Genomic DNA, 16,609 nt, shown 5'->3' on the forward strand with positions numbered 1-16,609 from the left:
TTATCGTAAGTGTCGATTAAAAAAGTCGGTGACCAGTTGATAGCGATGAATACTTGCCTCGCGCCCGCGAATGCCGTGGGCTTTGCCGGGATAGGCCATCATGTCAAATGGAATCATCGATTGCTGCAATCGATGCGCAAGCATCGCTGTGTGGGTAAATAGAACGTTGTCATCGGCCATGCCATGATAAATCATCAACGGTTTTTTCAGGTTATCCGCATAGGTCAAGACATTGGCTTGTTGATACCCTTCAGGGTTATCTTGCGGCGTTCCCATGTAACGTTCAGTGTAATGGGTATCGTAGAGTGCCCAGTCGGTCACTGGGGCGCCGGCAACTGCTGCAGAGAATAGCTCTGGTGCGCGCATGATTAAATGTAGCGCCATATAACCGCCGTAACTGTGACCGAATACCCCGATGCGACTACTATTCACATACGGTTGCTTCGCGAGCCATTTCGCGCCGACTTTTTGATCGGCTACTTCAAGTTGACTCAACTGACGATAAATACCGCTTTCAAACTGACGGCCGCGATTGCCACTACCGCGATTGTCCAGTTTAAACACCACATAGCCTTGTTGAACCAGGTACTGGGTAAAGTAGTCGCCCCAACTATTGGTCACACGCTGCGCACGCGGACCGCCGTAAACCATCACAATAGCTGGATGATTTTGATTATCAGCTATCTGCGCTGGCTTATTTATTTGATAGTACAAACGTTGGCCATCGGCGGCTTCTAAATGACCGAACTCTGGATAGCTCCACGTAGCGAGATATGGGCTTAGCGGATGCCCTTGGTCAAGACGGTTTTCATGCAGCCAGGTAATCCGTTCGCCGGTTGGTCCGTGCAGGCTAACCTGTGGAGGTTGACGGCTACTGGAAAAATAATCGATATAGCTACGCCCATCGGCCGCAAACACCACATTGTGCATACCTGCTCGGGTGCTCAATTGACTCGGTTGTCCTGGTGAGCTGTTATTTAAGTTAGCGCGATACAAATGACGCTCTAACGGGGTCTCTTTACGACCGGTAAAATAAATAACGCCGGTAATTTCATCCACATGACTGAGATTATCTACCATCCAATCGCCACTGGTCAGTTGTCGAATGAGGCTACCGTCGGTGCGATACAAATACAAATGTTTGAAACCACTGCGTTCAGAGGCCCAAATGAAATAACGGCTATCACTTAAAAAATAGAGGTCATCGTTTAAGTTAATCCAAGTTGTGCTGGTTTCTTCCAGAATTGATTTGGATGTTTTTTCAGCCAACGTATACATCATCAGTGTGAGTCTATTCTGGCTCCGGTTTTGCCACTGATAACTGAAGCTAAGGCTGTTAGGAAGCCATTTCACCCGAGCCAAATAGCCTTGTTCGTTATGGTGTTTGGCAAGATTCAACCAGTGAACCGTTGCTGGTGTGGCGGGTACCTTATCGTCTTTATCTGACGCTAGTGCATCCGCAATATTTAGCCACCCGAGATCAAGAGCGACATTGTTCGTGCCTGCGGCAGGGTAGCGTTGCTCAACGAGTTCGGTACGCTCTGCATAAACATCAACGCGTTGTTGAACATCAACCGGTGAGAGATCGATGCGGGTGAGTGCAATGTGCTGTTCATTCGGGCTCCACCAATAGCCTGTCATACGCTTCATTTCTTCTTGTGCGACAAACTCTGCGGTAGCGAATTGCTCGGTATCTGATTGGCGTTTGGTGAGTTGGTAAGTTTTTCGTGTTTTACGGTCAATGACGTATAAGTTGTAGTCATGAACGTAGCTAATGAAATTACCCTCAGGCGAAAAGCGAGCGTCGGTTGCGAAAACTTTGTCATCCGTTAACTGAGCAACCTTACTAGTTGCTATATCGAATAAGTAAAGCTCTCCATTCACTGGGAATAACAAGGCATTACCAGTTGGTGACCATTGGTAATCAACGATGCCACTCGAGCTGATTCGCAAGCGTTCGCGACGCGCTTTTTCTTCTGTAGATAAGCGTTGATTAGGGTCGCTTAACTCATTCGCTTTAACGATAATCTGATGTTTGTTCTCGCGCACATCGTACAACCATAAATCTTGTACATTTGGCTGTTCATTTGACCCCGCTAAATAACTTATATGTCGCCCAGAGGGAGCAAATTTGATTTGTTGTGGCGCTGGGGTTGTTAGGTTTGGTGCAGAAAAAATACGCTTAATGGAAAGCGGCTCAACTTGTTGAATGGCATTTTGCGGTAACGGTGACGCCAACAAAGAGACACTTAGAAAACCAATAAAGATAATAATAGCTTGCAGTACACGAGTACAACGCATTGCGACCTAACCCTGATATTTGAATAAACAATACTAGTTTATCAAAGCTAGGCGCAATACTTGTCACAGTGCGATAAAGCGTACAATGAGTGCGCTAGAATTCGCCACGTAACCCAATACTAAAGTTGCGACCACGCATAGGAGCGTCTTCTTTCAAGAAAGATGAGTGGACGTAGCCGAGTTCGTCGGTCAAATTCTCTGCCTTGAAGTACAGGCTGATATTGTGCGCCGCAAGAGCTTGCGGAAACCAATTGAGCTGGGCATTAACTAAACCAAAACTATCCGTTTTTTCTTCTAACGGTGCCACATAGGTTTGCTTGTTGTACCAAGTGTAGCCAAGTTTGGTTTCCCAACGATCAGCCGCATAACGCAATTCTGCCCCAATACGTTGCGATGGAATGCGCGGTAAATTTTCACCGCCATCGCGTACTTTGGCTCGCACATAGTCACTAAAACCGTGTAGTTGCCATTGTTCGTTAAATTCGTAACGAGTACTTAGTTCATAACCATACAAATCAACGTTACGTTGAACATAACTGATTACTGGCAGCCCTTCGGCATGGTCGTGAACGTCGCCGTCGTTATGTTCGCCTTCGGCTTCAATATCAACGCTATTGATGCCAGTGAAAGCGCCATAGACGAAATCGTTCACACGATTATAAAAGACATTCCAGTCCATATGAAAATGGCTGTAGTCAAGGTGCAAACCAATATCGATGTTGTTCGATACCTCGACTTCAGGTGCAACATCAGCAGGCTCAATATGGTAAGCATGCTCGGCCTCTTCATGTACGCTGTAAGCTAAACCGATCTCATAGGTTTGCGTTGCCAAGTGCGCGCCGTTGGAGAGTAACTCGTTGGCTGAAGGAGCACGCTGCGCATGACTTAGATTCGTTGATAATTGCATGCCAGGTATTAGCGGATAGGTAAAACCTACCGATGCAGACACAGGCGTGAAGGAATAGTCATTCACATCGACATCTTCCACACGCGCACCAACTTGCCAATTGAGTGCGTCGATATTTCTTTCAAGCAACCAAAATAACCCGTGCTTCGTGGTCGTCGAGTTCGGCGTGTAAGCTTCTTCACCAAAGGCTTCTTGGGCCTGGTCGAAATAATGATATCCAAATGCTCCTTCCCAACCGAACAACGCTTGATGGTTCGCAGTTAAACGCAGTTCATGCAGATTGTTGGTAAATGTGGTGCTTGGCTCACCGTCTTCAATTTCTTGGTGCTGGTAATCGGTGAAACCATAACGGAGTTCAACACGCTCGATATTAGTGAATGGATTGAGCCAACCGCCATGCACTTGAATACGGTTTTGCCACATATCGGCAAACGGACCAACTTCAGTGTGCTCTTCAACGCCAGCTGATTCTTCATGCTCTTCTTCGCCATGCTCTTCTTCACCATGCCCATGACCAGGAATGCCATATTGTTGCTCTAAGCGCCCGTAAGATGCGCCTAAATAACCGTTGTCAAAGATATAACTCACGCCAACGTTTGCACCCTGGGCATCAATGAAGCTGTTTTCAATTTCATTGGTGGTCTCCCCTTCATCATTGGTGAACTCGGGTACTTGGTAATCATCGCTACGACGTTTAAAAGCATCAAAGTGCCAAACCGTGTTTTTATGATCTGCCGTGAAACCGGCAGTGCCTTCGCGTAAGTTGCTGGCGCTATCGAACTTCGTTCCGTAGAAACCGTTTGTACCGCCTGTTAACTCTTGAGCGATACGGTTATCAACAACATTCACCACGCCGCCAATTGCACCAGAACCGTAAAGCAGAGTTGCGGGACCACGGAATATCTCGATTTGCTGGGCAACGGAAGTTTCCGTCGTCACTGCGTGATCAGGTGAGCCTCGTGAGACATCGCCACTATCAAGACCGTTCTGGGTGATTTTGACACGCGGGCCATCTAAGCCTCGAATAATTGGACTACTGGCCACGCCGGCGAAATGCGTGGCATTGACGCCCGGTTCATGGGCCAAGGTTTCACCCAATGTGTGAGCATGCTGTTCACGCAATTCATCGCCAGCCATGACAGAAATAGGCTGTGCTGACTCAAGAGCTGTTCTATTTAATGGGCTTGCGGTGACAACAATCACTTCCGTATCTTCGTGCTCGTGAGCTTCTTGCTCTGCTTGTTGCGCTAAAACTGTGGCGCTGGCAGTTAAACTGACAAAACTTGTTACGAATAATGCCAATGGACTCTTACGAAACTGCGATACCATGAGTTGGAATCTCCGATCTATCTGTAAATATGTAATGTTATACTATAACAATATATCAAGTTTTATGTTGTCGCAAGCGCTAGTATGCGATGCAGAGGTTGGTTACACTGTCGGAGACCTTTTTATAATGACAATAATTGGACGTTAACTATGCGATTTTTTTCATATATCGGTGCTATTGCGGTAGCGCTGAGTCTCTCGGCTTGTGCCGATGAATCTCAATCGAATGAAGCTGTAAGTGCCGACGCTGCAGCGTTACAAGCACATCTTGAATTTCTAGCGAGCGATGATCTTGAAGGGCGTGATACTGGTAGCCGCGGCCATGAAATTGCGGCGAAGTACATTGCTACTGAGTTTAAAAGCTTAGGTTTAGAGCCGGCTGGTGATGACGGAACCTACTTTCAACGCATCAAATTTCGCCGCAGTTTTCTTGAAGAAAACAGCGCATCGTTTACCTTAAATACTGGTGACGAAGAAATTAGCTTGGATTATCCAAAAGAATTTATCACTGGGCCGAGCGCTTACAGTGAAAAAGATGATGTTGAAGCACCGTTAGTTTTTGTTGGTTATGGTTTGGTTTCAGAAGCTTTTGGTATCAATGATTACGAAGGTCTTGATGTTGAAGGCAAGATTGTTGTGATGGTCAGCGGTCGTCCAGAGGAGTTACCCAGCGAAGAAGGCGCCCATCTAAATAGCAGCAAAACAAAGTTCGCAGCAGAGCGCGGTGCGGTTGGTATTATCAACTTACATACGCCAGCTCGCGAAGAAGTGCGTCCATTTGAAGTGAGCATTATGTATCAACGTGCACCAAGCGTTCGTTGGTTACATCCAAACGGCGAGCCAAACGTTGCATATAAGAACATCGCGGCATCAGCCTACGTTCAGCATGAAGCGGCTGAAAAATTATTTGTGAATGCGCCAGTTAAGCTAGAAGAAATTTTTGCTCAGTTAGAAGCGGGTGAATCACCAAAAGGATTTGATTTAGGTGTGAGTGCTCGTTTGCAGCGCGCATCGCGTCACGAGGAAATCAGCAGCCCTAATGTTGTGGCTGTACTTCCGGGCAGCGATGAAAAACTCAAGAATGAATATGTGCTTTATACGGCGCATTCTGATCACATTGGCATGACCAAAGATTTGAGCCAAGATGACCATATTAACAATGGCGCAATGGATAATGCTTCTGGCGTCTCGGTGATGCTTGAAACGGCTCGTATGTTCAAAGAGAGCGGAAAGCAGCCGAAACGCTCAATCATGTTCTTGTCTGTTACAGCTGAAGAGCGCGGTTTGCTGGGTGCTGATTACTTTGCACATCATCCAACTGTACCGTTGAGTCAGATTGTGGCGAACGTAAACCTTGATATGCCAGTGTTGCTATATGATTTTGCTGACGTGATTGCCTTCGGCTCAACTCACTCAACTTTGGGTGGGTCGGTTGCGCGAGCTGCGGGGCAATTCGGTATTGAGCTCAGTGAAGACCCAATGCCTGAGCAAGCTATTTTCACACGTTCAGATCACTACCCGTTTGTGAAAAAAGGCGTGCCAGCGGTATTTTTAATGACGGGCTTTACTTCGAAAACTGAAGGTGAAGATGGTGGCGAAGTGTGGGGCAAATTCTTTGCTGAACATTATCACCGTCCAAGTGATCAGCCAGACTTGCCAATTAACTATGAAGCTGGCGTAACCTTTACTAATATCAACTTTGCAATTGGTCAAGAAATAGCGAACCAAGTTGAGCGTCCGCGCTGGTTACCAGAGAGTTTCTTCTCGCAGCTTGATTAATCAGGTTGTGATTATAAAGTAAGCAGGGCGCCGCTTTTTTGAGCGGCGCCTTTTTTTTATCGGATATATCCCGCAAAACAACTAATTTTCATTGTTCTTTTCCGTCGTCTTGGTAGTTTGCTTCGCCTTTTGCTCGAGAGAGCAGGAGATTTGGTGAGAGCATTGACGCTCTTACAACAAAAATAACTAAGATTTTTATCTGGAGAGATGATGAAAAATAGTCGTATCGCCAAATCGGTACGTCTTGCGCTTGTTTTTGGCGCTGCCTCAACGCTGCTTTCAGCCGGCGCGATGGCACAAGACGTAACTGATGCGGAAGAAAATGTCGAAACGGAAGAGCGCGCAGAGCGCATTACCGTTGTTGGTTCGCGTATTCGTTCTGATGGCTTAGATAATGACTCGCCACTTGAAGTAATTTCAACAGAAATTGCAGTCGAGCAAGGGTTAGGCACGTTGGGTGAATTGTTGCGTACATCAACAGTTGCATCTGGCTCAAACCAGTTAACTTCAGCGATGTCGGTAGGCAGTGTAACTGAAGGTGGTGCTGGTAACGAATCGATTTCAATGCGTGGCCTTGGTGCCAACCGTACTTTGGTATTGTTGAATGGTCGCCGTGCAGGACCTGCAGGTACTCGTGGTCAGGTTGCCGCATTTGACATGAACTCAATTCCAATTTCTGCGGTTGAACGTGTTGAAATTCTAAAAGATGGCGCATCATCTTTGTACGGTTCTGACGCCGTTGCTGGTGTTATCAACATTATCACCAAGAAAGGTGATGATTCATCTTTCAACGTTAGCGTAAATCAACCAATGGAATCAGGCGGTGAAAACTATCGCTTGAACGGTACTATCGGTCGTGCATACAGTAAAGGTTCTGTGCGTTTAGTTGCTGATTACCGTGTGCAGCAAGAACTAGCCCGCGGCGATCGCGATCACTTTGCTTGTGGTCAGCGTATGTATTTCGATCAAGAAACTGGTGAGCGTGCTGACCCAATTGATCCGCGTACAGGTGATTACCACTGCAACGATTTACCTTACGGCATGTGGATGTGGAATTACGGTGCTGAAGATTATATTTCACTGATTCAAAACTACGATTATGATGGTTCAAAAGCCGAAGCTGGTTTACCGACTTATAATCCACAGAATCCTGGTGATATTACCGTTCCTGAAGGTTGGTTTCCTGTTGGTTATGATAAAGTAAGTGACGGCTGGTCAGACGCCGATCACCCATTCCAAGACCTAGAAAGCATGATTCCGCGTACGGAAGCGTGGTCACTATATGGTCAAGCCGACTATGACCTTTCTGATACGGTTCGTTTTTACTCAGAGCTCTTATACAGCCGTCGTGAAACTCAAATCAACAGCTATCGCCAATTCTGGGAACCGTTCATTCCAGCTTGGTACGGTTTAGTTGAAGGCTGGGATGGCATGGTTGTACTTGACCCAACTGCGGTAACTGACCACTCCGGAAGCACAACGACTATTGATTACACGCGCGGCGTGATGGGTCTTGAAGGCTCAATTGGTTTTTGGAACTGGGATGTCTCTTGGCAGCGCAGCTTAAGCAGTGGTACTTATGCCACTAAAATCATCTATCAAGATGCGTTAGAAATGGCTGCAAACGCTATTTGGGGTGATGCCTGTGAAGGTGAACTTTCACCAATCTCGCAACGCGAATGCTACGCAATCGACTTCTTCGATCCAGAATATTTACGCGGTAACTTCGATCAAGGTACGCGTGATTTCTTGTTCGGCGTAGACCACGGTAAAACAATTTATAAGCAAGACACAGTTGATGCTTATATTACCGGTGACTTGTTCGACTTACCAGCTGGTACCGTTGCAACAGCCGTTGGTATGGCTTACCAAACTGACGAAATTGTCGATACTCCGGGAGAAGCTACGTTAGCGAAAAACTCATGGGGTATGAGCAGTGCCGGTATTACTGCAGGTCGCCAGACTACAGTAGCTGCTTACGGTGAAGTTCAAGTGCCAGTGCTTCGTGATTTACCAGGCGTATATAGCTTGGATGTAACGGGTTCTGCGCGCTGGACTGACGTGAACACCTACGGTAACGATACGACTTTCAAATTAGGCGTAAACTGGGCTATCACGGATAGCTTCCGTGTACGTGCGTCGCGCGGTACGTCATTCCGCTCGCCAGCCTTGTTTGAACTGTACCTTGGTGACCAATCAGCATTCTTTGATCAGCGTAATGACCCGTGTTGGAACTGGGCACAACGTGAGCAAGAGGGCACCATTAACCCAACGGTATTGGCAAACTGTCAGGCAGATGGCATTCCAGGTGATTATGCTCAGGACTTCGGTTCAGGTACGGCATACACTGGCGGTGGCGCTGGTACCTTACGTGCTGAAACGTCAGTATCTGAAGGCGTTGGTTTTGTTTGGACAAGCCCAGAAGGCGTATGGGCAACCTCGGTTGACTACTACAATGTTCAAATTGATAACCAAGTTGATGACTTGTCAGGCGTGCAAATTTTGAACCTCTGCTACACTTCTGAAAACTTTGAGAACGAACCGTTCTGCGATCGTTTCACGCGTAACGATGGTTCTGAATCAGGCAACTGGGGTGTTGACGAAGTTTATGGTGGCTACGTGAACGTTGCTAGCCAGAAAGTTCGTGGTGTTGATACGGTTGTCAGCTATCAAGATGAAACCGATGTCGGCTTCGTACGTGTACGTCTTGACCACACCATTCAAATTGAACGTACTTATCGTCAATTTGAAGACAGTGCGCCAATTCAATACGTTGGTCGTTTAGGTAACCCACGCCACTCAGGTTCATTAACCGTATCACTCGAGCGTGATAGCTGGTCTTACACCTGGGCCGCTCGTTACGTTGGTAAAGTGAACGATTATGATCGTTTCGCTAACGGTAATGAGACAACTTATCGTGGCACGCCGGTAACCTTCATTGCCGAAGCACCGACCACGGTTTATCACACAGCGTCGGTAAACAAGAGTTTCGACAACAACGTTGACGTTACTTTAGGTATGACAAACGTGTTTGATAAGAAGCCGCCGATGGGTAGCCCATCAGCTGCTTACACCGTTGGTAATGCCATGTTGTACTCGCAGTACGATCAACTGGGTCGCCAGTTGTTCTTGAATGTTGGTTACTCGTTCTAAGCAACCTAACTATTCGTTCATGAAAAACGCCAGCATCATGCTGGCGTTTTTTTTGCTCATTTATCCGGTGTTAAATAGGTGAGCCGGGTGGTAATTCCGGTGCCGACTTAAGCGGCCATGGTTTACCCGCAAAGAACTGTTCCAGGGCATACATCGCATAATCTCGGTGCGAGGAGCTAGGTGTATTTTTCCAGCTACTAAGTTGACTTTGCAAAAAGCTAAAGAGCGGTGCTTTTACTGAAGCACTGACTTTTTCGTCACTGTACACTTTCACCACTGCGTCCAGAGCTTCATACGCTAAACGTTGCTCGAGTGTTGACGCATCGGCATCGTGGGCCGGAGTAATAGCCGCTTCAGCAATATGCTTGAGCAATTTAGCGATATCAGGAATGGCGTTGTCACGACTGTGCTGTTGCTGCAGTCGTTCAAGGCGCTGCGTATTCAGCATCAGGTTTAACACGAATCGTGCTGAACTGGCTGCCATGGTGTCAGGATCTGAAACGAGACCAGTTAAGCCATTAAAGCGCTCACGATCATAACCTTCGCCATACGAAGCTGGCGCTAACAAACCAATAATATGCTCTGGCAGTGCAAGCGTTTCAGCACTTAGCGTTTTGCTTAATACCTGCATTGCGCGCAACTGTTGCGAGGCGTTTACAGGGCGAATATCAATATCACCTTCACCTTTTACGGCGTAATCATAGTGTAATCCTGCAATCATTTTGACGGCGGCTTCGGCTTGGTAGCGATGCAATAGATACATTGGTACGAGCAGGTTTTGTAATTCGCTGATTGGGCGTCCATCGGCAATATTACCCAAACCGAACTGCTTCAACGCTGTTTCGCGTACAGCAATTACGCGCTCAAGCTCTGTCACCGCATCACTGCCGTTATCCCATAAATGAGCATCTGGGTGGGCACCACCAGCCGCACGAGCGTCTCGGTCAGAAATAAAGCCTAAACCGAGACGGCGGTTTTGTTCCAGAACAGTGGCTAGATCAGCATTTCCGTAACCGTAGGCAATAACTTGCATATCCCAAACGCCAACGCCTTCAGTGTATGCATCAGCAAGCGTTAAACCACCAGTTTTGGTATCAATACTTATGAGAGGATGCGGATAATCCATCACCGAGGCGCGATCATCGGCACTTGCGGCGAAGTTATGCGCAATACCAAGCGTATGACCAATTTCGTGGGCTGATAATTGACGTATTCGCGCCAGCGCCATCGCTTCAATTTTTTCTTTGATTTGCTCTTGTTGCTCGATGTTATTTGTGGCGAAAGGTGCTAACAGACCTTGCGCAATCAGCATATCTTGGCGCACGCGCAACGAACCGAGGGTGACATGTCCTTTGATAATTTCACCCGTACGCGGGTCAATGATGGAAGAGCCATAGGACCAACCACGGGTTGCGCGATGCACCCATTGAATGACGTTGTAACGAACGTCCATTGGATCAGCGTCGGCAGGTAATTCACGTACTTGAAAGCCATTCGGTAAGTCGATAGCTGCAAATGCTTCTGCCCACCAACGGCCACCTTCTAGTAAAGCACTGCGAACTGGTTCAGGAACACCAGGGTCGAGATAATAGATAATTGGCTCGTCTTTACTGACGCGATGTCGCGGAATGTATTGAACCGTGGTCGGTGATCCTAACGGTGCCGCATAATCTTTATGCGCCTCAGACCAATAGCCGCTTTGCGGATGAAATTGACGCGGCTGGTATTGAGAGTCCGGCAAACGAATAAATGAGTGATGTAAGTGCATGGTGACATGATTAGGATCAGCGGCAACACTGCGCACATATTGCCCCGTGCCTTCCCCACTGAACGTGATTTTTGCTTCAAGCTCGGTGTTGTCGGCAAATGCTTTGCTACGTGCTGGATAAATCACTGACTTATCGGAGCTGAGTTTATAGCTACCTTGCTTGGTATCTCGCAAACGTTGCACTACGCCATGAGTATCGCTCAGTAAGAATGGTGTGTAGTCAATTAACACATGGTTGGCATCTTGAGCGACGACGTTAAAGCCGGCAATGACAGAATCAGCAAACGCTTCGTTGATACTTTGGCGCTCGGCTTGATTGTCGCTATTTGCGCGGAACTGAGTGTTGTGCTGCATTAACAAAACTTTGTCGCCTTCAATATAGAAGCTAGCGAGTCTGGTTGTGCCAAGTTGGCCGCGATCTAGGCCGATATCGTTTGAACCAAGCCCCCATGGCAAGCTGGTTTGAAAAATGAATTGTTGGTTTTGTTTAGGCACCAGCAAGTAAATTTTGCCTTGTGGCTGATCGTGATAAAAGGTGAAAAAGCCTTCATGTGCACGCATCTCAGCGGTAAACTGAGTCACTGCCGAAAGTGTTGGTTTCGAGTTTGAATCCGCAAATGTTGCTGTTGAAAAACTTGCGGTTAAAAGTAAAAACGTAAATAAAACAATGCGTAGCATGATTTTGGCTCACCGTTTTAATAACTGATTTATGGATTATTGGATGCAAAACACAACCTCAAAAAACCGTTATAACAAACTCGCTGTGCAAAGTAACGTAGCGAATGCATTGAACGCGGTTGACGGTGATAAATTTAAGTTAGATTTGCGCCTAGAAGGCGATAGCTTTTTACTAGCAAGTTGGCCGTTGTGTGATGTACGACGGTTTGATGATCAGCGTTATGACTGGCTAATGCTGATACCTAGAGTCGATAACAGCATTGAGTTTACAGATTTATCCGAGGCGCAACAGCGGCAATTGGCGTTAGAAGTACAGCAAGTTTCGTTGCTATTAAAAGAGTTTGGTTCAGGGGAAAAGCTGAATGTCGGTGCGCTCGGCAATGTTGTAAGTCAGTTACACGTACATTTGGTGATGCGGCATTCACAAGACCCTGCGTGGCCTGGGCCCGTGTGGGGGCATTCAGCAGCTAAGCGCTTTGACGACGCTACGAAAGCTACAGAAGTTAAACGCTGGCAAGCTCTTCTTTGAGTTGCGCACACCATTGTTGTATACGCTCTTCGCTGTATTCATATTGACTATCTTCGTCGAGCGCTAAACCAACAAAGAACTCGCCGTCCGCAGTCAATGCTTTTGAAGCGGCAAAGTCATACCCTTGATTTGGCCAAAAACCAATGCGAATGCAGCCTTGGGTGCCAGGATTAGCGGCTAATTCATCATGCAACATACCTAGGGCGTCTTGGAACCAATCGGTATAACCGACTTGGTCACCCATACCGAACAAAGCAACTATTTTGCCATTTAACTGTAAATCAGCAATATCACTCCAATGGCTTTCCCAATCTTCTTGAATTTCGCCGAAATCCCACGTTGAAAGACCAAAAATAATCACATCGAACTGTTCGGAATCACTGAGCGGCACATCTTTAATGTTGAATAACTCGATCTCACCCGGCGCAAACTGAGCTTGAATTTTCTCTGCTGCAATTTCAGTAAAACACGTGGTTGAGCCGTAAAATAAACCAATGCGTAAAGCCATGTCTTGTCGCCTAATCATTGATGAGTTCGAGGAATAAAAGAGGTGCCTAGTGTATCAGAAATTACCGCCGTTATGGTATGCTTGCGCATCGAATTCATTGAGCCAATCTAGTGTAATAGGGGATATTTTATGGCATCGGCAGCATTTAACGACTACGTCCAATCACTCGAGCAAGTATTTGATGAGGTCGTTGCGACGGGCTCTGATGATGAGTTATTTGCTAGCGGCTACTTGCGCGGTCATTTTGATTTGGTTGTGGCCCAGCTTGAGCTCAATGATCACGCTAGTGCGGATGCGGTGCTACCAAGCGTACATGCGTCTGTTGAGCAGGCAAAACACGAGTTAGCCCCAGCTGATATGGCACACATACAAGCTATGCTGAATCGGCTTGAAGCCGTTGCGGCGCAAGTCGCTTAATTAACGGCTCAGCCAGTGGTTGTGGCTCTCCTAGCCACTGGCTAACTAACAGCTCCGCGCACAGCGGAGCACTGGTAAATCCGCGCGAACCAAGCCCACTTAATACCCCTAAATTATCTGTTAACCAACCGCATGCGGGTAAATGGTCGCGGGTTGTATTACGCAATGACGCACGGTTGTTGACCGCACGTAACTCGTGCGTCCAAGGCTGCGCAAGATTATCTTGCAGCGTCAGCAGATTTTCTTCGGTGTCAGCAGCTTCAATGTCTTGATAACTCTCCGACTTAAATTCACGGTTGTAAGTAGCGCCGACACAATGGGTTAATTCGCCGTTGTTATTTATTGCTGGCGTGAAGTAGCCTTTATAGCAGACCACCATTGGACACGTCGCGCTAACATCATTTGCAGCCACTTGCGTTACCTGACCGCGTACATTTTGGGTTTCTATTCGCCACTGGGCGAGTAATTGAGATGTATTGGCTCCAGCAGCCACAATTAACGTGCTGGCTTCGAAACGCTCACTTGCAGAGGTTTCTACCTGCCAATTGCTATTCGAAGTTTTACTAATCTCAGTGATAGGCGACACTTCCATAATGGTCAGGCGTTCGCCGCAGTTGCGCAGAATTTGTTCTACCAAGCGTTGTGGCGGCAACCAGCCCGAATTTGGATAAAACAGTGCGGGAAGTGCAGGTAGCGGCTCCCACATGGTTTGTGTTTGTGTCGCCGTTAATGAAGTGACCAACTCAGGTGCATAACACCCGCTGTCAGCGATTTTGTGCTGGCGCTGTTCACGAATGGCATTAAAGGCAAGGTGAATGACCCCTGTGGCATGCCATAAATCGGGGCAATTGCTTTGATAAAACTGCCGCGCGTGATCAAACGCACTCACATAAAACTGACTTAGCGGGCTAAGCTCGGCGTGCAATAACGGATATACAGCCCCTTGAGCGTTGCCAGATGCGCCGTCAGCTATACCGCTGGTAATTAATTGAACGGGGTGGCCGCGTTGTGTAAGCGACCAAGCAAGACAAGCGGCGGCAATGCCTCCACCTATAACTGTGACCGTCTCGCTTGGGGGTGAGGCAGCGTTTGCTTTTTTTTGAATCGTACCGCGCAGCATTTCACGTTTACGACCAAAACCTTTCGACTTTGTGACCTCAAACCCTGCTTCGGTTAAGTCGCGGCGAACGGCTCCGGCCGCCGTAAATGTGGCAAAGGTACCTGAATTACGGCAGCTATGTGCCATCGCTTGGTATACATTAGGTTGCCACATTTGTGGGTTTTTATCGGGTGCGAAGCCGTCGAGGAACCACGCATCAATTGTGTTTTTTGCGTTCGGGAGCCAGTTTGGTAATTGCTCATGAATATCGCCAAACCACAAATCGACAACCACACGATTATTGTCGAATTGCATTCGGTGGCATCCAGTTTGTGCGGCTGGGTAGGCGTCTAACAGGGCATGAGCCAACTCCGCAAGCTCCGGAAACGCACCGAGCGCCCGTTCGAGATCAGCTTTTTGGAGAGGATATTTTTCAAACGATACATAATGTAACCGCTGATGAGCAGGAGCTGTTTGTCGGAACAGTTGCCAGCAGGCTAAAAAATTCAAACCAGTACCAAATCCGGTTTCGGCAATGCGGAAGGTACTGTGCAAAGACGTTTGCCAGCGTGTTGGGAGATCGTTATGCTGAAGGAATACGTAACGGCTTTCGGCGAGTCCGTTTTCATTGTTAAAATAAATATCATCAAATTCAGTGGAAACAGGAACGCCTAAATTGTTAAAGGTAACCGTAGCAGTAGCAGGTTGCTCACTAGTTGAACGTTTGTTGAATTGATGACTCACAAAATTGCCTATAGCAGTCAAAGAAACATGCGTCATAGTGTAACAATATTTAGGTAAAAAGGCGGAAAGCAGACCACTTTTTTCAAGAAGTGAGCTACCATACAGCAGCGCTCAGCAAGACAGGATAACAGAATGAGAAGAGCAGTGATTACCGGTATGGGCATTGTGTCCAGTATCGGCGTGAACAAACAAGAGGTGTTGGAGTCGTTACAACAAGGACGCTCGGGCATCGAGTTTTCTCAAGAATTTGCCGACATGGGGTTACGGTGTCAGGTGTGGGGGCCGGTTCGTGCCAACCCTGCTGACCATATTGACCGTAAAGCACTCCGCTTTATGGGCGATTCGGCAGCCTACGCCTATATGGCGATGGCACAAGCGATTGAAGACGCCGGTTTGACCGACGAGCAGGTTTCTAATCCGCGCACAGGTTTGGTGGTGGGGTCAGGCGGCGCGTCTGGCGAACATCAAGTTGCGGCAGCCGATATCATGCGTGAAAAAGGTGTGAAGCGCGTTGGGCCATACATGGTACCGCGTTGCATGGCCTCAACAACTTCGGCATGTTTGGCAACACCATTTCACATTAAAGGTGTGAACTACTCAATAAGTTCAGCTTGTGCAACATCAGCGCACTGTATCGGCCATGCGCTTGAACTGATTCAATTCGGTAAACAAGATCGTGTATTTGCCGGTGGTGGCGAAGAGCTGCATTGGACGCTTGGTATGGAATTCGATGCCATGGGTGCACTATCAACTAAATACAACGACACGCCGACCAAAGCATCACGCACTTATGATGCTGACCGCGATGGTTTTGTGCCAGCAGGCGGCGGCGGTATTTTAGTGATTGAAGAGCTAGAAACTGCATTAGCTCGCGGCGCGCATATCTATGCTGAAATTGTTGGCTACGGCGCAACGTCAGATGGCTACGACATGGTTGCACCATCAGGTGAAGGTGCCGTGCGTTGTATGAAGATGGCAATGGATACTGTCGACACGCCAATTGACTACCTCAATACTCACGGTACTTCAACGCCAGTTGGTGATACCAAAGAGCTTGAAGCGATTCGCGAAGTTTTTGGTGAAAAATCGCCGTATATTAGTGCGACGAAAGCAATGACCGGTCATGCTCTTGGTGCAGCTGGTGTACATGAAGCCATTTACTCATTGTTAATGTTGCAACATGGTTTTGTAGCACCATCAATTAACATCGAATCGATAGACCCAGCCGCTGAAGGCATGAACATTGTTCGCGAGCCACAAAAAGCTGAGTTAACCACAGTGATGTCGAATAGTTTTGGCTTCGGTGGAACTAACGCAACGTTAGTTTTGCGTAAATATCAATAAAATTAACATCTTCATCAGGCATACGGTGGTAAAAAGGTGCGCAAATGCGCACC

General features: G+C 47.4%; 10 protein-coding genes. 5 read left to right on the top strand and 5 right to left on the bottom strand.

Annotation, left to right across the window (positions count from 1 at the left end; all coding sequences use genetic code 11):
* Both D3795_RS00720 and D3795_RS00725 read right to left on the bottom strand, forming a co-directional pair.
* On the bottom strand, nt 1–2,301 hold the full coding sequence (locus D3795_RS00720) for a S9 family peptidase (RefSeq protein ID WP_156265713.1): 2,301 nt from the start codon (nt 2,299–2,301) through the stop codon (nt 1–3).
* A gap of 94 nt (nt 2,302–2,395) precedes the next feature.
* A complete protein-coding gene (locus D3795_RS00725; RefSeq protein WP_156265714.1) occupies nt 2,396–4,537 on the bottom strand; it encodes a TonB-dependent receptor domain-containing protein in 2,142 nt (713 codons plus the stop codon).
* A gap of 150 nt (nt 4,538–4,687) precedes the next feature.
* Here D3795_RS00725 and D3795_RS00730 point away from each other — a divergent pair, with 150 nt between their 5' ends.
* On the top strand, nt 4,688–6,316 hold the full coding sequence (locus D3795_RS00730) for a M28 family metallopeptidase (RefSeq protein WP_156265715.1): 1,629 nt from the start codon (nt 4,688–4,690) through the stop codon (nt 6,314–6,316).
* Between the two features lie 207 nt (nt 6,317–6,523).
* Nucleotides 6,524–9,469 (top strand): TonB-dependent receptor plug domain-containing protein, encoded by a 2,946-nt coding sequence (locus D3795_RS00735; protein WP_173020964.1) that lies wholly within the window; start codon nt 6,524–6,526, stop codon nt 9,467–9,469.
* Between the two features lie 70 nt (nt 9,470–9,539).
* Here D3795_RS00735 and D3795_RS00740 read toward each other — a convergent pair whose 3' ends face one another.
* On the bottom strand, nt 9,540–11,915 hold the full coding sequence (locus D3795_RS00740) for a zinc-dependent metalloprotease (protein ID WP_156265716.1): 2,376 nt from the start codon (nt 11,913–11,915) through the stop codon (nt 9,540–9,542).
* A gap of 43 nt (nt 11,916–11,958) precedes the next feature.
* On the opposite strand from D3795_RS00740, the gene D3795_RS00745 reads away from it, so the two are divergent.
* Complete coding sequence (locus D3795_RS00745) at nt 11,959–12,444, top strand: HIT domain-containing protein (RefSeq protein WP_156265717.1); 486 nt, start codon at nt 11,959–11,961, stop codon at nt 12,442–12,444.
* Here D3795_RS00745 and fldB read toward each other — a convergent pair.
* Nucleotides 12,419–12,952 carry a flavodoxin FldB gene (gene fldB / locus D3795_RS00750; RefSeq protein ID WP_156265718.1) on the bottom strand — a complete coding sequence of 178 codons (534 nt, stop codon included), beginning with the start codon at nt 12,950–12,952 and terminating at the stop codon, nt 12,419–12,421. The two genes, D3795_RS00745 and fldB, sit on opposite strands and share 26 nt — an antisense overlap.
* 129 nt (nt 12,953–13,081) lie before the next feature.
* On the opposite strand from fldB, the gene D3795_RS00755 reads away from it, so the two are divergent.
* Nucleotides 13,082–13,369: a YfcL family protein gene (locus D3795_RS00755; protein ID WP_156265719.1), complete on the top strand. Its 288-nt coding sequence runs from the start codon at nt 13,082–13,084 to the stop codon at nt 13,367–13,369.
* On the opposite strand, the gene mnmC is transcribed toward D3795_RS00755, so the two are convergent.
* Nucleotides 13,326–15,212 (bottom strand): bifunctional tRNA (5-methylaminomethyl-2-thiouridine)(34)-methyltransferase MnmD/FAD-dependent 5-carboxymethylaminomethyl-2-thiouridine(34) oxidoreductase MnmC, encoded by a 1,887-nt coding sequence (mnmC, locus tag D3795_RS00760; RefSeq protein ID WP_173020965.1) that lies wholly within the window; start codon nt 15,210–15,212, stop codon nt 13,326–13,328. The two genes, D3795_RS00755 and mnmC, sit on opposite strands and share 44 nt — an antisense overlap.
* 132 nt (nt 15,213–15,344) lie before the next feature.
* Here mnmC and fabB point away from each other — a divergent pair, with 132 nt between their 5' ends.
* The gene (fabB, locus tag D3795_RS00765) at nt 15,345–16,556 is read left to right on the top strand and encodes a beta-ketoacyl-ACP synthase I (RefSeq protein WP_156265721.1); all 1,212 of its coding nucleotides are present in this window, start codon (nt 15,345–15,347) and stop codon (nt 16,554–16,556) included.
* Nucleotides 16,557–16,609 lie beyond the last annotated feature (53 nt).

The organism is Pseudidiomarina andamanensis, from assembly GCF_009734345.1.
Classification (GTDB): Bacteria; Pseudomonadota; Gammaproteobacteria; order Enterobacterales; family Alteromonadaceae; genus Pseudidiomarina; species Pseudidiomarina andamanensis.